We start from the raw sequence: 22,954 nt of genomic DNA, 5'->3' as shown, positions 1-22,954 counted from the left end.
CGTCGTCGCGAAGCGTGCCGCGTCGAGGCTGGACGGGTGGCCGAGGAGGAAGTGCCGCCGCTCCGTGAGCGCATCACGGCCCCGGCCGCGCTCCCGCCGCTCGCGCATCCCGACGTGGCGGTGTGGCGAGCCGCGAGACGAGCTACACGATCGTGGTCTAGCCAGGTCGACGGGCCATCCGTTCGGACGCGTCCCCCCTTTCCACAGGGCGCGGGGCCCGTTCGCCGTTTCTGCCTAGAATCTGTTCTCGGTGCAGCCGACGGCGGCGCACGAGAGGGAGAGCATGTCCACGCTTCGCGTCCCGGTCGACCGCGACCTTTCGATCGACTTCGCCCGTGCTCTCTGCCTGCCCGTCGTCGTGCTGCTGCATGCCCTGCAGATGGGCATCGGCGGTGATCCGCTCCGCGCGTTCAACGCGCTCGACGGCTTCGAGCCACTCGCCTGGGCGACGTGGCCGCTCATGATCATGCCGGTCTTCTTCATCTGCGGCGGCTTCGCGGCAATCACCCAGTGGCGCCGGCTTCGCGGGCACGGCGAGACGGTCGCGCACTACGTGCGGCTCCGCGTCATCCGGCTCGCTCGTCCGGTGGTCTCCGTCACCGCGGCGGTCGGCGGGGTGCTCGCGGTGATGCTCGCGGCCGGCGCCGATTTCGAGTTCGTACGAACCTTCGCGGTGCGGCTCGCCGAGCCGTTGTGGTTCATCCCGGTCTACATCGCGTGCACCGCGCTCGTGCCCGTGATGTCGACCGTCCATCGCCACGCACCGTGGGCCGGATACCTCGGGCTCGCCGGCGGTGTCGTGGCGGTCGACGCACTCTCGCGCGTGACCGGGCTGCCGATCGGCCCGCTCAACTGGCTGTTCGTGTGGTTGTTCGCACAGCAGCTGGGCTTCGGACTGCGCGACGGCTGGTTCGCGCGGTGCTCGCGGGCGACGCTCTGGGCCATGGCGGCCGGCAGCTATGGCGTCATCGTCGTGCTCGTCACGGTGTTCGGCTACTCGCACGACATGCTCGACAACCTCAACCCGCCGACCCTGTGCATCCTCGCGCTCGCGCTCGGCCAGGTCTCCCTGTTCGCGCTCGCGCAGCCCGCGATCCGCCGGGCGATGCATGGCCGGGCACTGCTCGGCGGTGTCTACGTGTTCGGCGTGTTCGGCATGGTCATCTACCTCTGGCACACGTTCGCCATGGCGGTCGTGGTCGGCGCACAGGCGGTGCTCGGTCTTCCGTTCCCGGCGGTGCTCTCGCCGGCGTGGTGGGCGACGAGGCCGCTGTGGGTCGCCGCCATCGGCGTGGTCGTCGCGCTGTGCTGCCTCGTGGTGCCCAGACTGGAGGCTCGCTGGCCCGACCCCGTCGAGCGCCGCACTCCGCTGGTCGCGGTCGTCGCGTGGATGGCGGTCGCGATCGCGGGAGTCGGCGTGATCCTCACCCAGGGCTACGTGCCGTGGCAGGTCGGCGTCACCGGCTGCCTGCTCGTGACGGGCGCGGTGGTGGCGCTCACGATCGGCGGTCGCGGGCCACGGGCGATGCCCGAACCCGTCCTGGCGCAGTCGGTGATCGCGCGGGACGGTGATCCCGACCCTAGGCTGGTGAGGTGAACGAACGACCGGATGCCGCGCCCGAGACGCAGCCCGCGGGTGCGATGTCGACCGGCGTGGGCGGTCTCGAGTCGAGTGCCACCGTCGAGGCCGCCGCCGCCGAGGAATCATTCGTGCGCTTGCGCCTCGGCATCTCCTACGACGGCACCGACTTCAGCGGGTGGAGCCGGCAGCCCGGACTTCGCACGGTGCAGGGCGTGCTCGAGACGGCGTTGGCGACCCTCTTCCGCCGCACCGGTGTGGAGCCGCGGCTCACCGTTGCCGGCCGCACCGATGCGGGCGTGCATGCGCTCGGCCAGGTCGCGCATCTCGACCTCCCCGCGACTGCGCTCGCCTCGGTCACCCGTCCGCGGAGCGGGCACCCGTCCGACGGCGCGACCGCTGAGGCGGTGCTCCGGCGACGTGTCGCCGGCATCCTGGGCGCCGACGCCGATGTCGTCGTCACCGAGATCGCGCGGGCTCCCATCGGATTCGACGCGAGGTTCTCGGCACTCTGGCGCCGCTACGAATACCGCGTGTCCGACGCATCCGCCCGCCGTGATCCGCTCGAGCGCCGGCGCACCGTGACCGCCCCCCGCGTGCTCGATGCGGCCGCCATGGACGAGGCGGCGGGCAGGCTCGTCGGACTCCACGACTTCGCGGCGTTCTGCAAGCCGCGCACAGGGGCCACGACCATCCGCACGCTGCAGTCGTACCGCTGGGTGCGCGATGCCGACGGACTGCTCGTCGCATCGTTGCAGGCCGACGCGTTCTGCCATTCGATGGTGCGGGCGCTCGTCGGCGCCTGCGTCGCGGTCGGGGAGGGCCGGCTCGATCCGGGCGACCCCGCCGAACTACTGCAGGCGGCGGCGCGCACGAGCGCGTTCATGGTCATGCCCGCAAGGGGACTCGTGCTCACGGAGGTCGGATACCCCGACGACGCCGAGATGGAGGTCCGCGCGGCTCAGACCCGAGCCCGCCGCGAATTGCACGTCGACGGGGTAATCGGCTAAGGTTGATCTTTGGTGCCGTCCTCTGCGGCGGCATCCGAAGTTGAGCCCTCCACCAGGGCGTTCGAACGTATCGCGGGCGAACACCCACCGGAGTGGGATTCACGAACCCCTCACTCGATCAGAAAGCAGCACTTCCGTGACGCGCACCTATAGCCCCAAGCCGAATGAGATCCAGCGCGACTGGGTCGTCATCGATGCAACCGACATCGTGCTCGGTCGTCTCGCGAGCCACTCCGCAGCCCTGCTGCGTGGCAAGCACAAGGCGATCTTCGCGAACCACATGGACACCGGTGACTTCGTCATCATCGTGAACGCCGACAAGGTGGCCCTCACCGGCCAGAAGCTCGAGCAGAAGAAGGCCTACCGCCACTCCGGTTACCCGGGTGGCCTCACGGCCGTCAGCTACGCCGAGCTCCTTGAGAAGAACCCCGTCCGCGCCGTCGAGAAGGCGATCCGCGGCATGCTCCCGAAGAACTCGATCGGCCGCGCCCAGCTCAAGAAGCTGAAGGTCTACGTCGGACCGGAGCACCCGCACGCGGCTCAGCAGCCGAAGCCGTACACCCTCACCCAGGTCGCCCAGTAGTTCCGGCGCACTCGACGTTCTCGAAATAAGGATTCACATCACCATGGCGAAGATCGCAGACCAGATCGAAGCGGCTCCCGAGAGCTACACCACCGAGAGCACCCCCTCGGAAGCCCCCACCACCCCCCGTCCCGTGCTGAACGTCTCGGGCTCGGCCGTCGGCCGCCGCAAGCAGGCCATCGCCCGCGCGCGCCTCGTCCCCGGTGCCGGCACCATCACGGTCAACGGCCGTGAGCTCGCGCAGTACTTCCCGAACAAGCTGCACCAGCAGCTCATCACCGACCCGTTCACCGTGCTCGAGCTCACGGGTTCGTACGACGTCGTCGCGAAGATCACCGGTGGCGGCCCCTCGGGCCAGGCCGGCGCGCTGCGCCTCGCGATCGCGCGTGCGCTCAACGAGATCGACCGCGACAACAACCGCGCGACGCTCAAGAAGTCGGGCTTCCTCACGCGTGACGCTCGCGTCATCGAGCGCAAGAAGGCCGGTCTCAAGAAGGCCCGCAAGGCACCTCAGTTCTCGAAGCGCTGATCCCGGCATACGGTTCTCCGTACATGCCTCGGCTTTTCGGAACCGACGGGGTCCGGGGCCTGGCCAACCGTGAACTCACGGCTGACCTGGCTCTGGGCCTCGCCCAGGCGGCTGCGTCCGTGCTCACACAGGGGCGGCACGCCGACGAACTCCGCGCCGCCGGCCGGCGACCGGTCGCGGTCGTCGCGCGCGACCCCCGGGTCTCCGGCCAGTTCCTCACTGCGGCCGTCTCGGCCGGCCTCGCTTCATCGGGCGTCGACGTGCTCGACGCGGGCGTCATCCCCACTCCGGCGACCGCGTACCTGATCGACTCCATCGGCGCCGACTTCGGCGTGATGATCTCGGCGTCGCACAATCCCGCGCCCGACAACGGCATCAAGTTCTTCTCCTTCGGCGGCACGAAGCTGCCCGACGAGGTCGAAGACCGCATCGAGTCCTATCTCGGCAAGCCGAAGCTGGCACCCGTCGGCGACGGCGTCGGGCGCATCCGGCGCTTCGCCGACGCTGAAGACCGCTACGTGGTGCACCTGCTCGGCACGCTGCCGCACCGTCTCGAAGGGCTGCACGTCGTCCTCGACTGCGCCCACGGCGCAGCGGCCGGCGTCTCGCCCGAGACCTTCCGCGATGCCGGAGCTCGAGTCACGGTCATCGGCGCCGATCCCGACGGCATGAACATCAACGACGGCGTCGGTTCGACACACCTCGGGCCCTTGCAGGCCGCGGTGGTCGAGCACGGGGCCGACCTCGGAATCGCCCACGACGGCGACGCCGATCGCTGCCTCGCCGTCGACGCCGAGGGCAATGTCATCGACGGCGACCAGATCATGGCGATCCTCGCCGTGTCGATGCACGAGCGCGGCATCCTCACCGACGACACGCTCGTCGTCACCGTCATGTCGAACCTGGGGCTCCGCCGGGCCATGGCGGAGCGAGGCATCCGTGTCATCGAGACGAAGGTCGGCGACCGATACGTGCTCGAGGCGCTGGCCGCCGGCAAGCTCGCCCTCGGTGGCGAGCAGTCGGGTCACGTGATCATGACCGAACACGCCACGACCGGCGACGGCGTGCTCACCGGCCTGCACCTCGCGGCCGAGATGGCGCGCTCGGGCCGGTCGCTCGCCGACCTCGCCTCGGTCATGACGGTCTATCCGCAGGTGCTCGTCAACGTGCGCGGAGTCGACCACCATGCGCTGCACGACGACGCCGAGATCTCAGCGGCCGTCGCCACGGCCGAAGCGGAGCTCGGCGATTCGGGCCGGGTGCTGCTGCGGCCCTCGGGCACCGAGCCGATGGTGCGCGTCATGGTGGAGGCGGCCGACCAGGAGTCGGCCGAACGCCACGCCGCGACGCTCGCCGGCGTCGTGCGCGAGCGGCTCACGAGCTAGCCGACGCCGGATGCTGGGCGGCGCGCCGTCAGAGCTTGCGCAGGAGCACGTTCGAGACGGTGTGATCGGCGCCCTTGCGCAGCACGAGCGACGCACGCGATCTCGTCGGCCTGATGTTCTGCAACAGGTTCGGCTCGTTGATGGTGTGCCAGATCTCACGGGCGCGCTGGCGCGCCTCGGCTTCGGTCAGGCTCGCGTAGCGGTGGAAGTACGACCGGGGGTTCGCGAAGGCGCCGCGCTGCAGCTTCAGGAAGCGTTCCTCGTACCACCGGGCGATGTCGCTCGTGCGCGCGTCGACGTAGATGGTGAAGTCGAACAGGTCGCTCACCGCGAGCCGGTGGCCGGGGCCGGGCGGCTGCAGCACGTTGAGGCCTTCGACGATCAGCACGTCGGGTCGTCGCACGGTGACCTGCGCGTCGGGGACGATGTCGTAGGCGAGGTGCGAGTAGAAGGGTGCGCGCACCTCGGATGCGCCGGCCTTGACCTCGCTGACGAACCTGAGCAGCGCCCGGCGGTCGTACGACTCGGGGAAGCCCTTGCGGGCCATGAGGCCGCGCCGCTCGAGCTCGGCGTTCGGGAAGAGGAACCCGTCGGTCGTGATCAGCTCGACGTGCGGCGTGTGCTCCCACCGGGCGAGGAGCTCACGCAGGAGCCGGGCGATCGTGGACTTGCCGACCGCGACCGACCCCGCGACGCCGATGACGAACGGGGTCGACTCGACGCGCTCGCGCAGGAACTCGCTCGTGACGTCGTGCAACGACTTCGTGCCGCCCACGTAGAGGTTGAGCAGCCGGCTCAGGGGGAGGTAGACCTCGGCGACCTCGCGGAGGTCGAGCGGCTCACCGAGGCCCCGCAGCTGGACGATCTCGGTCTCGCGCAATGGCGTCGGCATCGACGGGGCGAGCGCCGCCCAGTCGGCCCGGCCGAGTTCGATGAACGGCGAGATCTGGGCGCCGTTCGATGACGGGCTCTGCGGATCTGGCACCACGACAGTCTAGTGTCGGGCACAGGGCTGCCCGTGATCGCGCGGGGCGGCCGCACAGCCGCGCACAGGTAGGATCCTCCCTATGTGTGGAATCGTCGGATACGTCGGAGAGCGCAACAGCCTCGACGTCCTCATGGGTGGCCTGAGCCGCCTCGAGTACCGTGGCTACGACTCGGCCGGTATCGCGATCGTCAATGACGAGGGAGTGATCGAGACCGCGAAGCGAGCCGGCAAGCTCCAGGTGCTCGCTGACGAACTCGACGCGAATCCCCCTCACCGCGGCCGCACCGGTATCGGCCACACCCGGTGGGCGACCCACGGTGGTCCGACCGACCGCAACGCCCATCCGCACCTCGGTGATGAGGGCCGACTCGCCCTCATCCACAACGGCATCATCGAGAACTTCGCCGAGCTGAAAGACGAGTTGCTCGCCGGCGGAGCCACCTTCGAGAGCGAGACCGACACCGAGGTCGCCGCAGTGCTCCTCGGCCGTGAGTACCGGACCACCGGTGACCTGCGCGAGGCCTTCCGCAACACCGTCTCCCGGCTCGACGGCGCCTTCACGCTCCTGGCCGTGCACCGCGACGAGCCCGGCGTGGTCGTCGGCGCTCGCCGCAACTCCCCGCTCGTCATCGGCCTCGGCGAGGGCGAGAACTTCCTCGGCTCGGATGTCGCGGCTTTCGTCGAGTACACGAAGCGTGCCGTCGCGATCGGTCAGGACCAGATCGTCACCATCACGGCCGACGAGGTCACGGTGACCGACTTCGCGGGCGAGACCGTCGAGGTCGAGCCGTTCGATGTCGCATGGGATGCCTCGGCCGCCGAGAAGGGCGGATGGTCCTCCTTCATGCGCAAGGAGGTCTCCGAGCAGCCCGAGGCCGTTCGCAACACACTGCTCGGCCGCGTCGTCGACCACCAGGTCGTCATCCCCGAGCTCGCGGACTTCGGCGACGAGGAGCTCCGCGCCGTCCGTCGCATCACCGTCATCGCCTGCGGCACCGCCGCCTATGCGGGCATGGTCGCCAAGTACGCGATCGAGCAGTGGGCGCGCGTGCCGGTCGAGGTCGAGCTCAGCCATGAGTTCCGCTATCGCGAGCCGGTGCTCGACGCCGACACGCTCGTCGTGTCGATCAGCCAGTCGGGCGAGACCATGGACACGCTCATGGCCGTGAAGTACGCGCGTGAGATGGGCGCGCGCACGATCTCGATCTGCAACACCCAGGGCGCGACGATTCCCCGCGAGTCCCACGCGGTCGTCTACACGCACGCGGGCCCTGAGGTCGCCGTCGCCTCGACGAAGGCGTTCGTGGCGCAGATCGCCGCCCTCTACCTCTTCGGTCTCCACCTCGCACGTGTGCGCGGCACCCTGACTGCCGAGCAGCTCGCGGAGCAGCTCGCCGAGCTGCAGGCCGTGCCCGAGAAGCTCGAGACCGTGCTCGGCCAGGCCGAGCGGGTCGGCGAGCTCGCGCACTGGATGGCCGACACCCGTTCCGTGCTCTTCCTCGGCCGCCACGTCGGCTACCCGATCGCCATGGAGGGTGCGCTGAAGCTCAAGGAGCTCGCGTACATCCACGCCGAGGGCTTCGCCGCCGGTGAGCTCAAGCACGGCCCCATCGCGCTCATCGAGCCGGGGCAGCCGGTCTTCGTCGTGGTGCCGAGCCCGCGCGGTTCGGCGACTCTGCACCCGAAGGTCGTCTCGAACATCCAGGAGATCCGCGCACGGGGTGCTCGCGTCATCGCGATCGCCGAGGCCGGGGATGCCGCGGTCCTGCCGTTCGCCGACGAGGTGCTGCGCATTCCGCTCGCGGCACCGCTCTTCGAGCCGCTGCTCGCCGTCGTGCCGCTGCAGATCTTCGCCATGGAGCTCGCGCAGGCCAAGGGGCTCGACGTCGACCAGCCGCGCAACCTGGCGAAGTCGGTTACCGTCGAGTGACGCGGGCCACGGTCGGGTGGTCGAAGGGACGCTCATGATCGCCGGCATCGGCATCGACGTGGTCGACATCGGGCGCTTCGAGCGTTCGATCGCCCGCACTCCGGGGCTGGTCGAGCGCTTGTTCGCTGAGAGCGAACGCGGTCGGCCGGCGCGCTCGCTGGCCGCGCGGTTCGCCGCCAAGGAGGCGCTCATCAAGGCGCTCGGGGGGCATGCCGTCATCCGCTGGCACGACATGCAGGTCGTGCAGGACTCCCAGGGCAACCCCGACTTCCTGCTCTCGGGCGGGCTCGCCGACCACATGGAGGCACTCGGCATCGACCGGGTCCACCTGTCGATGAGCCACGACGCCGGCATCGCGAGCGCCTTCGTCGTGCTCGAGTCCGACCAGTCGCCTCGAGGCGGGCGATGAACCCGCAGCCGTTCCGCGAAGCCGTCATCGACCTCGACGCCATCCGCGGCAACGTGGCCGCCATCGCGAGGCAGGTCGCTCCTGCGCAGGTGATGGCCGTGGTGAAGGCCGATGCCTACGGACATGGTGCGGTACCGGTCGCGCGAGCCGCCATCGCCGGCGGCGCCGAGTGGCTCGGGGTCGCCGACATCGCCGAGGCGCTCGCCCTGCGCGATGCCGGCATCGACGCGCCCGTCCTCGCCTGGCTGCACGACCCCGCCGAGGCGTTCGCACCGGCGATCGAGCGCGAGGTCGACCTCGGGGTGTCGTCCGCGCCCCAGCTGCAGGCGATCGCGGATGCCGCGGCATCCGTCGCCCGCCCGGCCGCCGTGCACCTGAAGATCGACAGCGGGCTCAGCCGCAACGGCGTGGCTCCCGAGGAATGGGGCGCGGTCGTGGCCGCGGCCGCGCGGGGCGAGCGTGAAGGGAGCCTGCGCGTACGCGGCGTCTTCAGCCACCTCGCGAACACCTCACCCGAAGAAGACACGCGCCAGCTCGCCGCGTTCGAGGCGGCGCTCGCCGCGGCATCCGATGCCGGGCTCGCACCCGAGGTGCGACATCTCGCCTCGACCGCCGCGGCGCTCCGCATGCCCGCCGCCCGCTTCGACCTCGTGCGCATCGGCATCGGCAGCTACGGCGTCCCGCCATTCGGCGACGGCACGACGGCCGAGGAGCTTGGCCTGCGGCCGGCGATGACCCTGCGGGCACGTGTCGCCGCGGTGCGTCGCGTCGAGGCAGGAACCGGGGCATCGTACGGGCACATCTGGCGCGCCGAGCGCCCCACGACGCTCGCCCTCGTGCCGCTCGGCTACGCCGACGGCGTGCCGCGTCAGGCGTCGAACCGCGCCGAGGTCTGGCTGGCGGGTGCGCGCCGACCGGTGGTCGGCCGCATCGCGATGGACCAGTTCGTCGTCGATGTCGGCGACGACGCGGTGGCTCCCGGTGACGAGGTCGTGCTGTTCGGCGACCCGCTGACCGGTGCGCCCTCGGCCGACGACTGGGGTGACGCCGCCGACACGATCGGCTACGAGATCGTCACCCGCATCGGCGCGCGAGTGCCACGCACCTATGTGGGCGGCCCGTGATGCGCATCGACGCGCCGACCACCGACGACATGGAGGCGTTCGGGCGCGAGCTCGGCGCCGAGCTCCGCGCCGGCGACCTCGTCGTGCTCACCGGCCCGCTCGGTGCGGGCAAGACCACGCTCACCCGTGGCATCGGGGCGGGGCTCGGGGTGCGCGGCCCGGTGCAGAGCCCGACCTTCGTGCTCGCCCGCACCCACCCGAGCCTCGTCGGCGGCGCGCCGCTCGTGCACGTCGACGCCTACCGGCTCGGCGACGCCACCCTGCTCGACGACCTCGACCTCGACTTCGAGCACTCCGTGGTCGTCGTCGAATGGGGCGCCGGGCTCGTCGACGATGCGAGCGACTCGTGGCTCGAGATCGTCATCGAGCGGCCCACGGGCGCGAGCAGGGCGACGGATGCCGCGTCGACGAATGCCCCCGAGCAGACGGATGCCGCGGCATCCGACCCCCTCGACGCCGACGAGCCGCGCGTGCTCACGGTGCACGGCTACGGGCCGCGGTGGACGGGCAGCCGCTACGCCGCGTGAGCGTAGGCTTGACTCCATGCTCCTCGCCATCGACACCTCGACGGGCACGAGCGTCGCCGTCGTCGATCGTTCGGGAATCCTGGCCGAGACGGGCACCGACGACACCATGCGCCACGCCGAGGTGATCGGCGGATTCATCCGCGACGCGCTCGCCGCCGCGGGCGTCGCGCCGTCTCGGCTCTCGGGCGTCGCCGCAGGCATGGGCCCAGGGCCGTTCACCGGACTCCGGGTCGGCATCGCCGCGGCGCAGGCCTTCGCGCTCGGCATCGCGCGCCCGCTCGTCCCGATCGTGAGCCACGATGCGATCGCGTCGGCGTGGTACCGCGACGGCGGAAGCGGCGCGCTCCAGGTCGTCACCGATGCCCGTCGCCGCGAGTTCGCCGTGACCGGTTACGACGCCCTCGACGCCGACGGCCTCCCGGTGCGCACCGAGGGCCCCGCGCTCGCCCCGCGTGACTCGGTGCCGCCCGCCCGGGGCATCCGCCTCGATGCGGCCCGCGTCTCGGCGGGCGCGCTCGGCATGCTCGCCGAACTCGCGTTCTCCGCGGGTCGCCTGCCGCTCGCCGATGAGCAGCCGCTCTACCTCAGGGCTCCCGACGTCACGCCGTCGGCCGGCAGCAAGAAGGTGCTGCGATGAGCGTGCTCATGCGTCGTGCGCGCGTCACCGACCTCGATCGCATCATGCGGCTCGAACGCGCCACCTTCACCGATGACGCCTGGCCGGTAGATGCCATGCGGCGCGAGCTCGAGGGGGAGCACGGCTACTACCTCATCGCGGTCGACGATGATGCAGCGGCAGGGCCGGCCGCCGGTGATCGCGACGCCGACGGCCACGCGGGCGACGCCGAAGCCGAAGCCGGCGCCGGAGCCAGTGCCGATGCGACGGCGCTCGACCCGTCGCTGCTCGGCTACGCCGGGCTCCTCGCGCCGAAGGGCGGCGAGCAGGGCGACGTGCAGACGATCGCCGTCGCGCCGGCCGCGCGCGGGCTGGGACTCGGCCGCGGACTCATGCACGCCCTCATCACCGAGGCGCGTCGCCGCGGCATCGCCCAGCTCTTCCTCGAGGTTCGCGCCGACAACGCGATCGCCCGCTCGCTCTACCGCTCGCTCGGGTTCGAGGAGATCGGCGTGCGTCCGCGCTACTACCGCCACGGCATCGACGCGGTCCTCATGCGCCTCGACGTGCCGCCCGCCGTGACGCGTCCGGCCTCCGGCGGGGCCGACGTCGCCCGCGGCAGCGTGCCCGAGGACGCTCGGTGAACCGGGCCGAACCGCTCGTCCTCGGCATCGAGACCTCGTGCGACGAGACCGGGGTGGGCATCGTGCGCGGCACGAGCCTGCTCGCGAACGTCATCGCCTCCTCCATGGAGGAGCACGCCCGCTACGGCGGGGTCGTGCCAGAGGTCGCGGCCCGCGCGCACCTCGAGGCGCTCGGCCCGACGATCCGCTCGGCGCTCGACGAGGCATCCGTGTCGCTGCACGACCTCGACGCGATCGCCGTCACGAGCGGACCGGGTCTCGCCGGCGCACTCATGGTCGGCGTCGGGGCCGCGAAGGCGCTCGCGCTCGCGCTCGAGGTGCCGATCTACGCAGTGAACCACCTCGTCGGGCACGTCGGCGCCGACCTGCTCGACACCGCGGCGCCCCTCGAGACCCCGACCGTCGCCCTCCTCGTCTCGGGCGGCCACACCTCCTTGCTCCTCGTGCGCGACCTCGTCTCCGACGTGGAGCTCCTCGGCGAGACGGTCGACGACGCGGCGGGCGAGGCGTTCGACAAGGTGGCCCGACTGCTCGGGCTCCCGTATCCGGGCGGCCCCGAGATCGACCGAGCGGCGATCGGCGGAGACCCGACGGCGATCCGCTTTCCGCGCGGGCTCACCCAGGCGAAAGACCAGGCTGCGCACCGCTACGACTTCAGCTTCTCCGGCCTGAAGACAGCGGTCGCCCGGTGGGTCGAGCAGCGCGAGGCCGCCGGCGAGCCGGTGCCGCTCGCCGACGTCGCCGCGAGCTTCCGCGAGGCCGTCGTCGACGTGCTCGTGTCGAAGGCGATCGCCGCGTGCGCCGAACTCGGCGTGCCCCGGCTCCTCCTCGGCGGCGGGGTCGTCGCGAACGCCCGGTTGCGGCAAGTCGCCGAGCAGCGGGCGGATGCCGCCGGCGTCGCGCTGCGCGTGCCGCCGCTGTCGCTCTGCACCGACAACGGCGCCATGATCGCCGCGCTCGGTGCGCAACTCGTGATGGCGGGGCATCCGGCGTCCGACCTCGGATTCGGTGCGGACTCGACACTGCCGGTCACCGACATCCAGGTGTGACCCGCTCGTTTCGAATCTGTGCACGAGTCGAATCTGTGCACGACGCACACAGCGCGATAGTGTGAAGCGAGACCGGATGCCGCGACAGCTCGCGGCACCCGGCGCGGCCGCCGACGTGGCGACGCGGACACCACAGCATCGAGGGGAATCGCACCGTGACCGATCCGAACCTTCCTGAGCAGCCAGGCTCCGGCGTTCCGCCGGTGCCCCCTGCCGCACCCGCCCAGCCCGCCCAGCCCGCCGCGCCGTCATACAGTACGCCGCAGCCCGCGGCGCCAGCGCAGCCCGGGTACACGGCTCCCGCCTACCAGAGCGCCCCGGCCTCCGCGACGCCGATCCTCAGCATCCTGTCGCTCATCGGCGGCATCATCGGCATCCTCTCCTCCTGGTTCTACTTCGGCCTGCTCTTCTCGATCGCCGCGATCGTGCTCGGCTTCATCGGCAAGAAGAAGGAGCCCGCCGCGAAGGGCATGTGGCTCACCGGCATCATCCTCGGGTTCGTCGGCATCGCCATCGGCCTCATCAGCATTATCGTGACGATCATCGCGTTCATAGCTCTCGCGAGCTACGGCGCCTCCTACACCTACTGAGGCACTCATGACAGATCCGAAGAATCCTGACGAATTTTCCGAGGTGCCGGCCGAGCCCGAGGTGCCCAGCGTGCCCGAGCCCGATGTGCCGGTCGACGCCGTCGCGTCGGGTTCGACCCCCGACGTGCCCGAGGTGCCGTCGGCGCCCGAGCCTCCGGCAGCGCCCGAGCCGCCGGCGCCACCGGCGCCGCCCGAGCCGCCGACGGTGCCGAGCTATGGCGCCTCGACCCCGCCGCCGCCGCCTCCCGCACCGCCGGCCTATGGCGCGCCTGCGGCACCGGCCGTGGGTCAGCCCGCCGCGTACGGATCGTCTGCCCAGCCCGGCTACGTCGCACCCGCCTACGGCTCTGCGCCGGCCAAGCCGACGCCGATCCTCAGCATCCTCTCGCTGATCGCGGGCATCATCGGCGTGCTCGGCGGCTTCGCCGTCGTCTGGATCCCGTTCGTCGGCGGCATCCTGCAGCTGTTCATCCCGGCAGCTGCCGTCGTGCTGGGATTCCTCGGCAAGAAGAAGGAGCCCGCGGCGAAGGGAATGTGGCTCACCGGCCTCATCCTGGGCTTCGTGGGCATCGCCATGGCGCTGCTGTCGCTCATCCTCTGGGGTGTGTTCTTCGCGAGCTACGGCGAGTTCTACAGCTATTGAGGTCTCACCCATGAGTGACCGCGACGGGGTTCCGCCTGAGGGCGGGGCCCCCGATCGCGTTCCCACGGGGCAACCGGGCGACCGCGGCGATGCGGTTTCGGCATCGGACCGCGCGCCCGACGGTCCGCCCCACGACACGCCCGAGGCAGTTCCCCGGAGCGAGGCCCTGGTCGACCCCTTCGAGCCGTACCGGCCGGCCGAGCCCACCCTCCGGGCCGATCTCGGCCCCGAGCGCGAGTACGACGTGCCGTTCGACACCGGGCAGTTGCGCCGACTCTCGACCGGGCAGTTGCTCATCGTGCATCGGCCCGACGGGGCCGAGGCCGACGCGATCGAGGTCGACACGCAACGCCGGGTGTACAGCTGGGTCGCCGCAGTGGTCGGCACGCTCGGAGCCGTGGCGTCGCTCTTCGTCGGGTGGATGCTGCCGCTCTCGATCGCTGCGATCGTGTTCGGCGTGCTCGGCCTGCGTCGCGAAGACGAAGGTCGCACGCTCGCGTTCGTCGGCATCGGCACGGGCATCGCCGGCCTCGTCTTCTCGGCGGTGTGGATCGGCTATTACGCGATCGTGTTCGGCGCCCTGCCGCACTAGCGGGAGGGCGGCACCCACGGGGCGGTGGTGCGCGCGATCAGATCCGCTCGACGAGGAGCGACACGTGACGTCCCTCTTCGCGGGTCAGCACGATGGTGGCCGACTCCTCGCCGCGCAGCTTCAGCCTCGTGCGCAGCACCGCGGGATCGATGTCGACGCCGCGCTTCTTGATCTCGAGCGTGCCGATGCGGCGGGCGGCGAGGGCCTGGCGAAGCTGCCGCTCATCGGTCGGCAGGCGTTCGAGCACGCGGAACCCACGTGCGAACGGCGACTCGAAGGCAGTGTCGGCGGTGACGTAGGCGATGCCCTTGCTCGCCATCCAGGCGCCGTTCGCTCGCGCGAACGCGCCGATCAGCCGGGCGCGGATGACCGAGCCGTCGGGCTCGTAGAGGTAGTCGCCGAGCGGGCCGACGGGCGCGTCTTCGCTGTCAGCACCGGCCGTGAGCTCGTGCGCCGCGTCGCCGCGGATCACGAGGGCGGCGCGACGGATGCCCGGGCGGGCTACGACGCCGAACCAGACGCCGAGTTCGACGAGGTCTCCGTCGACCGAGATCCACTGCGCCTCGGCGTCGGACGGGATGACGTCGCGGTCGGTGCCCGGTCCGAGCTTCACTCCGACGGCCATGCGCTCGGCGAGGCCGAAGGCGAAATCGAGCCCGGGGGAGTAGTCGGCCGCATCCGACAGTCGTTTCGTCATGCCACCGGTGGTGGTGCGTCGCGCCGGGTCGAGCCAGGCTCCTCCGATGCCCCCGAGTGCGACGTCTTCGGCGCGGGCGTGCAGCACGCGCACCCGCGGGAACGGCGTGAGGTTGTATGCCGCGATGGCCGCGGTGACCTCGTCGGCCTCGGCGGCGGTGACCTCGAGGTCCATCGCTGCCATGGCGAGGGCATCGCCGCCGATGCCGCAGCCGAGGTCGGCGACGTGCTCGATCCCGGCGCGCGAGAAGCGCCCCGCGTGCAGGGCGGCGACCTTCAGCCGGGTCGCCTGCTCGAGGCCGGCTTCGGTGAAGAGCATCCGCGAGGCGAACTCGCCGAACTTGGCACGGGCCTTGGCGCGGAGCTTCGACTGGGTGAGCACGGTGGCGACGAGACCGGCCGGATGCCCCTGCCCCCGCAGGTGCGCGACGGTCCGCACGATGTCGGCCTTCGAGTCCCATTCGGGCAAGGCGTCGAGCAGGCGCAGGCCCTCGGGGGAGAGCAGTTCGACGAGCTCGGAGCGGTCCACCCGGCCACGCTAGCACCGAGCGACGAGGCGGATGCAGCCCGGCGGGACCCGCTGGCACTCACGTTGCACGAGTGCCAAATCGCGCCTAGACTCGGTTTAGCACTCTCACTCTGAGGCTGCTAACCAGTCTTCGTCTAGACAGTTTCACATTAGAGAAGGGGCCAACGTGTCGGTTTCCATCAAGCCGCTCGAGGATCGCATCGTCATCAAGCAGGTCGAGGCAGAGCAGACCACCGCATCCGGTCTGGTCATCCCCGACACCGCCAAGGAGAAGCCCCAGGAGGGCGAGGTCGTGGCCGTGGGCCCCGGCCGCATCGATGACAACGGCAACCGCGTGCCGCTCGACGTCGCCGTCGGCGACAAGGTGATCTACTCGAAGTACGGCGGCACCGAGGTCAAGTTCGGCGGCGAAGACCTGCTGGTCCTCTCGGCGCGCGACGTGCTCGCGGTGGTCGTGCGTTAGTCGACACGATTCCATTCGAGGCCCGGATGCCCCTTGCGGCATCCGGGCCTCGTTGTCTTTGCCGTCGCACACCCGGCGTAGGCTGATCGGGTGTCATCGAGCTCCGAATCCGCGACCGCCCCGACTCCAGGCGCCGCACAGGGAGTGAGCCGCTCGGGGCTCGCCTTCGCGATCGGTGCCTACGGGCTCTGGGGATTCCTGCCCGTGTACTTCATCGCGCTCGCTCCGGCTGGCCCGTTCGAGATCGTCGCGTGGCGGGTGCTGTTCTCACTCGTCTTCTGCGCCCTGCTCATCACGGTGACCCGCGCATGGCGGCACCTCGCGGCGCTCATGCGCAATCGGCGCGTGGTGCTCACGATGGGGCTGGCTGGGCTCCTGATCTTCGTGAACTGGCAGACGTATGTCTACGCCACGCTCACGAACCAGGTCGTCGAGGCGGCGCTCGGGTACTTCATCAACCCAATCGTCACGGTCTTCCTCGGTGTGCTCGTGCTCAAGGAACGGCTGAACGCGACGCAATGGGTCGCCGTCGGCATCTCGATCGTCGCCGTCGTCGTGCTCGCCTTCGGATATGGGCAGCTGCCATGGATCGCCCTCGTGCTCGCCTTCTCGTTCGGGTTCTACGGCCTCATCAAGAAGCGAGTCGGACCGCAGGTCGACGCCGTCTCCGGCCTCACCATCGAGACGGTCTGGCTCGCGCCGCTCGCCGTGGTGCAGCTCGTCTTCGTCGCAATGACGACCGGGCTCACCATCGGCACGGTGAGCGTCTGGCACACCGTGCTGCTGCTGTCGGCCGGCGCGGTGACGGCGGTGCCGTTGCTGCTGTTCGCGGCGGCCGCGCGCCGATTGCCGCTCATCTACATGGGCTTCATCCAGTACTTCGCGCCATTCATCCAGTTCCTCGTCGGGGTGGTCGTGCTCAAGGAACCCATGCCGCTCGAACGCTGGATCGGATTCGCCCTCGTCTGGGTGGCGCTCGGCGTGCTCACGTTCGATCTGCTCCGGGGCGTCCGCACAGCACGGCGTGTGGTCGCGGAGCCTGCCTGACGCTGCATCCACGGCGTTCAACCGTGCGCTTCCGCCCGCGGTCTACGCGCCAGATCCGAGCGTCGCTACGGTCGATCACGCCGATTCCGTGCGCCAAATGCGCCGTGCGGTGACGGTGAGGTAACGATTCAGCTGGTGTTACACGGTTGTGACCGGCTCGACTTGTTTCCGCCTTGGGCGCGCAATACTGTCAGACAACGGCGTCACCATGGCGCTGCATTGTGTACCAATTCCTTCAGTCCCAAGGAGCAACATGAGCGTATTCGCGAAGGCCTCGGCCTCGCGCTCGGCTCGCGCGGCTTGGACGGGTATCGCCATTGCCGGCGTCAGCGCCCTCCTCCTCACCGCGTGCAGTTCGGGTGCCCCGGCCCCCGCCGAAACCGACGACCCAGCCGAAACCGCCGGAGACGCCCTGCCCATCGCAGAGGGTGAGCGCGACCTCGCACTCAAGCTCGGAACGATCCTCCCGCAGAGTGGCGCGCTCGCATTCCTCGGCCCGCCCGAAGAGGCCGGCGTCCAGCTCGGTGCCGATGACGTCAACGCGGTGTCCGACTCCGGCCTCGGCGTCGAGGTCGTCTTCCGCGACTCGGGTGACACGACGACCGACACCGCGACGGTCTCGGTCACCGACCTGCTCTCGCAGGACGTCTCCGCGATCATCGGTGCAGCGTCGTCGGGTGTCTCGAAGACGGTCATCGACCAGATCGTCGCCGCGGGCGTCATCCAGTTCTCGCCGGCCAACACCTCGGCCGACTTCACCGAGTACAACGACAACGACCTGTACTGGCGCACGGCTCCGTCCGATGTGCTCCAGGGCGAGGTGCTCGGAAACCTGATCGCCGAAGACGGTCACGCGACCCTCGGCATGATCGTGCTGAACGACTCGTACGGCACCGGTCTCGCGCAGTTCACCAAGGACGCCTTCGAGGCGGCCGGCGGTGAGGTGGTCGCCGAGGCGCTCTTCAACGAGGGCGACTCGAGCTTCGACGCGCAGATCTCCGAGGTCACGGCGGCCAACCCCGACGCGATCGCGCTGATCACGTTCGACCAGGCGCAGATCATCACGCCGGCGCTCGTGGGCTCGGGTTACCCCGGTGACCAGCTCTACTTCGTCGACGGCAACCTGTCCGACTACAGTGCGGACTTCGCGCCCGGCCTCGTCGCCGGCTCGAAGGGCACGCTGCCGGGTCTCGACGTGGGCACGCTCGGTGACTTCACCGATCGCCTGCTCGAGGTCGACCCCGACCTGGCCGACTACAGCTACGCGGCCGAGTCGTACGACGCCGTCGTGCTCCTCGCGCTCGCAGCCTATGCGGCGAACAGCACCGACGGTGTCGAGATCGCCAAGTACCTCCGCCAGGTTTCCGGCGGCTCAGGTGAGGGCGAGAAGGTCAGCACCTACGAAGAGGGCATCGCGCTCCTTGCCGAAGGCCAGCAGATCGACTACGACGGACCTTCGGGCCCGGTCACGTTCGACGAGCACGGTGACCCCACAGAGGCGACCATCGGCATCTACGAGTACAACGACGACAACACCTACTCACGCATCGGCGACGGCTGATCTGAGCGGTGACGGAAGGGCCTCGGCTTCGGCCGGGGCCCTTTTGCGTGCCCTCGGGAGTCTCGTGCACAGCGCCAATCGCACCAGCGGCCGCTCGTGGCACCACCAGGCGTGCGGGAGACGCCGCGCGGGGCCCCGCTCCGCCGGTCGAGCCGAGCGGGCGTCAGATCGCGCCGAGGGGCTCGCCGTGACGGCCTGCCTGATCCCTCGACGTGGCGCACTCGACCACGTGCCGCTCGCCGGCTTCCCGTACCAGGCCGGGCGCCCTTCCTCCTCGCAGCCCGGTGGCACCGCAGCCCGGCAGACGACGGAGGGGGCGGATGCCGCAGCATCCGCCCCCTCCGTTCGGTCGATGGATCAGTCGTCTTGCCCCAGGGTTCCGAGGTAGAGGCCGATGACCTTCGGGTCGTTGAGGAGTTCACGACCGGTCCCCGTGTAGGCGTCGCGTCCGTGGTCGAGCACGTAGCCCCGATCGCAGATCTGCAGGCAGCGGCGAGCGTTTTGCTCGACCATGATGGTCGTGACGCCGGCCTTGTTGATCTCCTTCACACGGAGGAACGCCTCGTCTTGACGCACCGGCGACAGGCCGGCAGAGGGCTCATCGAGCAGCATCACGTGCGGGCCCATCATGAGCGCTCGGGACATGGCGACCATCTGCCGCTCTCCGCCTGAGAGAGAACCCGCGCGCTGGGTGAGCCGCTTGCCGAGCTCTGGGAAGATCTCGGTGACGAACTCGAGGCGATCCTTCAGCCCCTTGGGCTTGAGGAACATGCCCATCTCCAGGTTCTCCTGAATGGTGAGCGAGGGGAACACGTTGTTCGTCTGCGGGACGAACCCGACGCCCTTGCCGACGAGCTTGTTCGCCTTCTGGTTCGTGATCTCCTCGCCGTGCAGGAAGATGCCGCCCTCGCGGACCTTCACGAGACCGAAGATCGCCTTCAGGAGCGTCGACTTGCCCGCTCCGTTGGGTCCGATGATGCCGATCAACTCACCGGGGGCGGCGGTCAGCGAACAGCCGGTGAGGATGTTCACGCCGGTGATGTATCCGGCGGTGACGTCGCGGACCTCGACCACCAGGTCGGTGGCGGGCGTCGGCGCCACAGCGGGTGCTGGGCTACTGTTCGTCATCGATAAGCTCCTTCAGCGCTTCAACGTGCCCGGTGGTCGGGGCGCCGAGATCGGCGTCGTGGTGCGCGCCGAGGTAAGCGTCGATCACGGCGGGATCCTCCATCACCGTGTGCGGGTCGCCCTCGGCGACCACACGACCTTCGGCCATGACGATCACCCAATCGGCGATGTGGCGCACCATGTGCATGTCGTGCTCGACGAACAGCACGGTCATGCCCTCCGCCTTGAGGTTGAGGATGTGGTCGAGCAGTGACTGCGTGAGCGCGGGGTTCACGCCGGCCATCGGCTCATCGAGCATGACGAGCGTGGGGTCGCTCATGAGGGCGCGCGCCATCTCGAGGAGCTTGCGCTGTCCGCCCGAGAGGCTGGCCGCGTAATCGTCTTTCTTGGCGTCGAGCTTGAACCGCCCGAGCAGCTCGAGGGCCTTCACCTCGATCTCCTCGTCTTGCTTGCGCCAGAGCGCCGGCACGAGTGAGCGGAAGAGATTCTCGCCGATCTGGTCTTTCGCGCCGAGCTTCATGTTGTCCATGACGGAGAGCAGCGCGAGCGACTTGGTCAGCTGGAACGTGCGGATGAGTCCCATGCGCGCCACCCGGTAGGCGGGCACGTGGGCCAGCGAGCGCCCTTCGTACGACCAGCTTCCGGTGTCGGGCTTGTCGAAGCCGGTCAGCAGGTTGAAGAAGGTCGTCTTGCCGGCACCGTTCGGGCCGATGAGCGCGGTGATCGCGCCCCGCGGGATCTCGACGTGGTCGACGTCGACGGCGGTGAGGCCGCCGAACGTGCGCTTGACACCGTCGGCGATGAGGATGGGGTCGTGCTTCTTGACTCCGGGTGCCGAATCGCCGATGTGGAGTCCGGTCGTCTTGACGGGCCTCGAGGAGGCGGTTTCACTTGACAAAAGCAAGCTCCTTCCTGTTTCCGAGGATGCCCTGTGGCATGAACACCACGATCAGCATGATCGCGACCCCGACGAGGATGAACCGGATCTGGCCGGCCTGCACCTGCGTCATGAAGGGGAGCCAGCCCGCTTCGACCGCGCGGGCGATGAAGCCCGAGAAGAACGACAGCAGCACCCAGAACACGATCGAGCCGAGGATCGGCCCCAAGATCGTCGCGGCGCCGCCGAGGAGCAGGATCGCGTAGATGAAGAACGTCAGCGACGGTTGGAAGTACGACGGCACCACCGCTCGCGGCATGACGAACAACATGCCGGCGATGGTGCCGAGGAGACCACCGAGCACGAGGCTCTGCATCTTGTAGGAGTAGACGTTCTTGCCGAGCGCGCGGACGGCGTCCTCGTCTTCGCGGATGCCCTTGATGACCCGGCCCCACGGGCTGCGCATGATGAGCCAGGTGAGCACCGCGGCGATCGCCACGACGATCCACGCGATCACCAGGAAGAACCACACCCGGTTGTCGAAGATGAACGGGCCCCAGCCGTAGCGTCCGGCGGGGAACGGGTTGAAGGCGAGCAGGCCCGCCTGATACTCCGAGAGGCCGTTCGCCGAACCGGTCACCGCCTGCAACTCGTTCGAGGTGAACACCAGCCGCAGCACTTCGGCGGCGGCGATCGTCACGATGGCCAGATAGTCGGCGCGCAGTCGCAGCGTCGGGATACCGAGTATGAGTGCGAACACGACAGATGCCGCGAGTGCGGTGAGCACGCAGGCCCAGACGGGCCACCCCAGCTTGAGGGCGGGGATGGCGTACCCGTAGGCGCCGAGCAGCATGAAGCCCGCCTGGCCGAAGTTCAGCAAGCCGGTGAAGCCGAAGTGGATCGCCAGACCCAGTGCGGCGAGTGCGTAGGCGGCAGTGGTCGGGCTGATCAGCTCGACGGCCGCGTTTCCGAAGATTGCTCCCCAGTCGATCATGGTCGTCCCCTCCTATCCGATTCGCTCTCGACGACCCAGGATTCCCTGTGGTCGGAACAACAGCACCACGATCAGGATGACCAGGGCGCCGACGTACTTCATGTCGCTCGGGAGCCACAGCGTCGAGAGCTCGACGAACAGGCCCACGATGATCGAGCCGACCAGGGCGCCGAACGCCGTGCCGAGCCCGCCCAGCGTGACCGCTGCGAAGACGAGGAGCAGGATCTGGAACCCCATGTCCCAGCTGACGCCCGGACGGAAGTAGGCCCAGAGGATTCCGGCGAGGCCGGCGAGCAACGCGCCGAGCACCCAGACGATGCGGATGACCCGGTCGACGTCGATGCCGCTCGCGGAGGCGAGGCTCGCGTTGTCGGACACGGCTCGGGTCGCCTTGCCGATGCGGGTGCGCAGCAGGAAGTAGCCGACGCCGAGGAGCACCACGATGCTCACCCCCATGCTCGCGATGTCGACCCACGAGAGCGCGACCGCCCCGAACCGGATGTCGGATGGAAGCGTCGCCCCGGGGAGCTGGCTCGTCGAGCCGCCGTAGAAGAACTGGTACGTGTAGCGCATGGCGAGCGAGAGGCCGATGCTCACGATCATGAGCTGGATGAGGCCGACGCCCTTGCGGCGCAGCGGTTTCCAGATCACCGCATCGAGGCCCCATCCGAGCGCGGCGCTCAACACGAGCGCCACCCCGATCGCGATCCACAGCGGCCACGCCAGATTCACCCCGAACGTCAGCACCATGAGCGCGCCGAACGTGATGAGCTCGGCGTGGGCGAAGTTCGAGAGGCCGGTGGTGCCGAAGATCAGCGAGAGGCCGATCGCCGCGAGCGCGAGCAGCAGGCCGAAGTTGATGCCGCTGATCAGTCGCTGGACGAACTGGTCGAAGAAGCTCACGGTCGTGCGGACGCCCTCGCCGAGGAAGAAGTTCACCGACGCGTTGCGCGTGAGGCCGAAGCTCGCCTCCCGTGTGGCACTGCCCTCGGCGACGACGACGCCCTCGGGAAGGGTGTCTTCGTCGAGGGTCACCGTATAGGTGCCCTTCTCGGGCACGCCGATGCTCCACCGTCCGTCGGCGTCGGTGTCGGTCTCGGCTTCGAAGCCGTTGCCCTCGAGCGTGATGTGCACGCCTTCGAGCGGTTCGCCGTCGTGTTGGACGTTGCCACGGAAGTGGAACTCGAACTCCTCGGAGCTCTCGTCGGTACTCACTTCATCCGCCACCGCAGGGGACGCTGCGATGCTGGACAGAGTGAGTGCTGACAAAAGGATTCCGAGGAGGATGAGCCACCTCCCTGGCGACCGTCTGGCGACTGATTGCGTGGGTTCCACTGCACCTCCAAGAGTCCCGGGGCTGTTGGCCTCGGGGTCCGGTCTTCCTATCGACGACGTCGTCGACAGTACGTGCCGATTATGTCCCATGTGTTTCATGCATGGTCACAATGGCCCTTGATTGTT

Annotated in this window: 24 protein-coding genes; 18 read left to right on the top strand and 6 right to left on the bottom strand. The window is 69.5% G+C overall.

Going from position 1 to position 22,954, the window contains the following annotated elements; genetic code table 11:
* Positions 1 to 283 precede the first annotated feature (283 nt).
* From QFZ26_RS03920 to glmM, 5 genes are all read left to right on the top strand, one after another.
* On the top strand, positions 284 to 1,597 hold the full coding sequence (locus QFZ26_RS03920; RefSeq protein WP_307039453.1) for an acyltransferase family protein: 1,314 nt from the start codon (positions 284 to 286) through the stop codon (positions 1,595 to 1,597).
* Positions 1,594 to 2,589 carry a tRNA pseudouridine synthase A gene (locus QFZ26_RS03915; protein ID WP_307039451.1) on the top strand — a complete coding sequence of 332 codons (996 nt, stop codon included), beginning with the start codon at positions 1,594 to 1,596 and terminating at the stop codon, positions 2,587 to 2,589. The genes QFZ26_RS03920 and QFZ26_RS03915 overlap by 4 nt, the downstream gene beginning before the upstream one ends.
* Before the next feature lie 136 nt (positions 2,590 to 2,725).
* Positions 2,726 to 3,172, top strand: a complete 447-nt coding sequence (rplM, locus tag QFZ26_RS03910) for a 50S ribosomal protein L13 (RefSeq protein ID WP_307039449.1) — start codon at positions 2,726 to 2,728, stop codon at positions 3,170 to 3,172.
* 43 nt (positions 3,173 to 3,215) lie between these two features.
* A complete protein-coding gene (rpsI, locus tag QFZ26_RS03905; protein ID WP_307039447.1) occupies positions 3,216 to 3,701 on the top strand; it encodes a 30S ribosomal protein S9 in 486 nt (161 codons plus the stop codon).
* 23 nt (positions 3,702 to 3,724) lie between these two features.
* Positions 3,725 to 5,086, top strand: coding sequence for a phosphoglucosamine mutase (glmM, locus tag QFZ26_RS03900; RefSeq protein WP_307039445.1), 1,362 nt, complete (start codon positions 3,725 to 3,727; stop codon positions 5,084 to 5,086).
* 28 nt (positions 5,087 to 5,114) lie between these two features.
* Here glmM and coaA read toward each other — a convergent pair whose 3' ends face one another.
* Positions 5,115 to 6,071: a type I pantothenate kinase gene (gene coaA / locus QFZ26_RS03895; RefSeq protein WP_307039442.1), complete on the bottom strand. Its 957-nt coding sequence runs from the start codon at positions 6,069 to 6,071 to the stop codon at positions 5,115 to 5,117.
* Between the two features lie 82 nt (positions 6,072 to 6,153).
* Between coaA and glmS the strand changes: the two genes are divergently transcribed.
* The 10 genes from glmS to QFZ26_RS03845 all read left to right on the top strand — a co-directional run bounded on the left by glmS (position 6,154) and on the right by QFZ26_RS03845 (position 14,198).
* Entirely contained in the window at positions 6,154 to 8,004 is a 1,851-nt protein-coding gene (gene glmS / locus QFZ26_RS03890) for a glutamine--fructose-6-phosphate transaminase (isomerizing) (RefSeq protein WP_307039440.1), read from the top strand.
* 34 nt (positions 8,005 to 8,038) lie between these two features.
* Positions 8,039 to 8,413, top strand: a complete 375-nt coding sequence (locus QFZ26_RS03885) for a holo-ACP synthase (RefSeq protein ID WP_307039438.1) — start codon at positions 8,039 to 8,041, stop codon at positions 8,411 to 8,413.
* Positions 8,410 to 9,537 carry an alanine racemase gene (gene alr, locus QFZ26_RS03880; RefSeq protein WP_307039436.1) on the top strand — a complete coding sequence of 376 codons (1,128 nt, stop codon included), beginning with the start codon at positions 8,410 to 8,412 and terminating at the stop codon, positions 9,535 to 9,537. The genes QFZ26_RS03885 and alr overlap by 4 nt, the downstream gene beginning before the upstream one ends.
* Positions 9,537 to 10,064, top strand: a complete 528-nt coding sequence (gene tsaE, locus QFZ26_RS03875; RefSeq protein ID WP_307044920.1) for a tRNA (adenosine(37)-N6)-threonylcarbamoyltransferase complex ATPase subunit type 1 TsaE — start codon at positions 9,537 to 9,539, stop codon at positions 10,062 to 10,064. Before alr ends, tsaE begins: the two co-directional genes overlap by 1 nt.
* Positions 10,065 to 10,080: 16 nt before the next feature.
* Positions 10,081 to 10,701, top strand: coding sequence for a tRNA (adenosine(37)-N6)-threonylcarbamoyltransferase complex dimerization subunit type 1 TsaB (gene tsaB, locus QFZ26_RS03870; RefSeq protein ID WP_307039434.1), 621 nt, complete (start codon positions 10,081 to 10,083; stop codon positions 10,699 to 10,701).
* A complete protein-coding gene (locus QFZ26_RS03865; RefSeq protein WP_307039432.1) occupies positions 10,698 to 11,324 on the top strand; it encodes a GNAT family N-acetyltransferase in 627 nt (208 codons plus the stop codon). The genes tsaB and QFZ26_RS03865 overlap by 4 nt, the downstream gene beginning before the upstream one ends.
* The gene (gene tsaD, locus QFZ26_RS03860; RefSeq protein WP_307039430.1) at positions 11,321 to 12,373 is read left to right on the top strand and encodes a tRNA (adenosine(37)-N6)-threonylcarbamoyltransferase complex transferase subunit TsaD; all 1,053 of its coding nucleotides are present in this window, start codon (positions 11,321 to 11,323) and stop codon (positions 12,371 to 12,373) included. Before QFZ26_RS03865 ends, tsaD begins: the two co-directional genes overlap by 4 nt.
* Positions 12,374 to 12,528: 155 nt before the next feature.
* The gene (locus QFZ26_RS03855; RefSeq protein WP_307039428.1) at positions 12,529 to 12,963 is read left to right on the top strand and encodes a DUF4190 domain-containing protein; all 435 of its coding nucleotides are present in this window, start codon (positions 12,529 to 12,531) and stop codon (positions 12,961 to 12,963) included.
* Positions 12,964 to 12,970: 7 nt separating this feature from the next.
* Positions 12,971 to 13,606 carry a DUF4190 domain-containing protein gene (locus QFZ26_RS03850; protein ID WP_307039426.1) on the top strand — a complete coding sequence of 212 codons (636 nt, stop codon included), beginning with the start codon at positions 12,971 to 12,973 and terminating at the stop codon, positions 13,604 to 13,606.
* A 10-nt stretch (positions 13,607 to 13,616) separates the two neighbouring features.
* Positions 13,617 to 14,198 carry a DUF4190 domain-containing protein gene (locus QFZ26_RS03845; RefSeq protein WP_307039424.1) on the top strand — a complete coding sequence of 194 codons (582 nt, stop codon included), beginning with the start codon at positions 13,617 to 13,619 and terminating at the stop codon, positions 14,196 to 14,198.
* Between the two features lie 37 nt (positions 14,199 to 14,235).
* On the opposite strand, the gene QFZ26_RS03840 is transcribed toward QFZ26_RS03845, so the two are convergent.
* The gene (locus QFZ26_RS03840; RefSeq protein WP_307039422.1) at positions 14,236 to 15,423 is read right to left on the bottom strand and encodes a class I SAM-dependent methyltransferase; all 1,188 of its coding nucleotides are present in this window, start codon (positions 15,421 to 15,423) and stop codon (positions 14,236 to 14,238) included.
* A gap of 166 nt (positions 15,424 to 15,589) precedes the next feature.
* Between QFZ26_RS03840 and groES the strand changes: the two genes are divergently transcribed.
* The 3 genes from groES (at position 15,590) to QFZ26_RS03825 (ending at position 18,494) form a co-directional block, all read left to right on the top strand.
* Positions 15,590 to 15,886 (top strand): co-chaperone GroES, encoded by a 297-nt coding sequence (groES, locus tag QFZ26_RS03835; RefSeq protein ID WP_056010764.1) that lies wholly within the window; start codon positions 15,590 to 15,592, stop codon positions 15,884 to 15,886.
* Positions 15,887 to 15,976: 90 nt separating this feature from the next.
* Positions 15,977 to 16,933: an EamA family transporter RarD gene (gene rarD, locus QFZ26_RS03830; RefSeq protein WP_373460675.1), complete on the top strand. Its 957-nt coding sequence runs from the start codon at positions 15,977 to 15,979 to the stop codon at positions 16,931 to 16,933.
* A gap of 253 nt (positions 16,934 to 17,186) precedes the next feature.
* On the top strand, positions 17,187 to 18,494 hold the full coding sequence (locus tag QFZ26_RS03825; protein ID WP_307039419.1) for an ABC transporter substrate-binding protein: 1,308 nt from the start codon (positions 17,187 to 17,189) through the stop codon (positions 18,492 to 18,494).
* A gap of 357 nt (positions 18,495 to 18,851) precedes the next feature.
* Here QFZ26_RS03825 and QFZ26_RS03820 read toward each other — a convergent pair whose 3' ends face one another.
* The 4 genes from QFZ26_RS03820 to QFZ26_RS03805 are packed head-to-tail and all read right to left on the bottom strand — an operon-like array spanning position 18,852 to position 22,828.
* The gene (locus tag QFZ26_RS03820; RefSeq protein ID WP_307039417.1) at positions 18,852 to 19,622 is read right to left on the bottom strand and encodes an ABC transporter ATP-binding protein; all 771 of its coding nucleotides are present in this window, start codon (positions 19,620 to 19,622) and stop codon (positions 18,852 to 18,854) included.
* The gene (locus QFZ26_RS03815) at positions 19,609 to 20,520 is read right to left on the bottom strand and encodes an ABC transporter ATP-binding protein (RefSeq protein WP_307039415.1); all 912 of its coding nucleotides are present in this window, start codon (positions 20,518 to 20,520) and stop codon (positions 19,609 to 19,611) included. Before QFZ26_RS03815 ends, QFZ26_RS03820 begins: the two co-directional genes overlap by 14 nt.
* Positions 20,510 to 21,490 (bottom strand): branched-chain amino acid ABC transporter permease, encoded by a 981-nt coding sequence (locus tag QFZ26_RS03810; protein ID WP_307044916.1) that lies wholly within the window; start codon positions 21,488 to 21,490, stop codon positions 20,510 to 20,512. The genes QFZ26_RS03815 and QFZ26_RS03810 overlap by 11 nt, the downstream gene beginning before the upstream one ends.
* Before the next feature lie 15 nt (positions 21,491 to 21,505).
* Positions 21,506 to 22,828: an ABC transporter permease subunit gene (locus QFZ26_RS03805; RefSeq protein WP_373460674.1), complete on the bottom strand. Its 1,323-nt coding sequence runs from the start codon at positions 22,826 to 22,828 to the stop codon at positions 21,506 to 21,508.
* Between the last annotated feature and the right edge of the window lie 126 nt (positions 22,829 to 22,954).

Source organism: Agromyces ramosus (assembly GCF_030817175.1).
GTDB lineage: Bacteria > Actinomycetota > Actinomycetes > Actinomycetales > Microbacteriaceae > Agromyces > Agromyces ramosus_A.
Note: the sequence above shows the minus strand (reverse complement) of the source record. Positions and strands in the feature narration are given on the sequence as shown.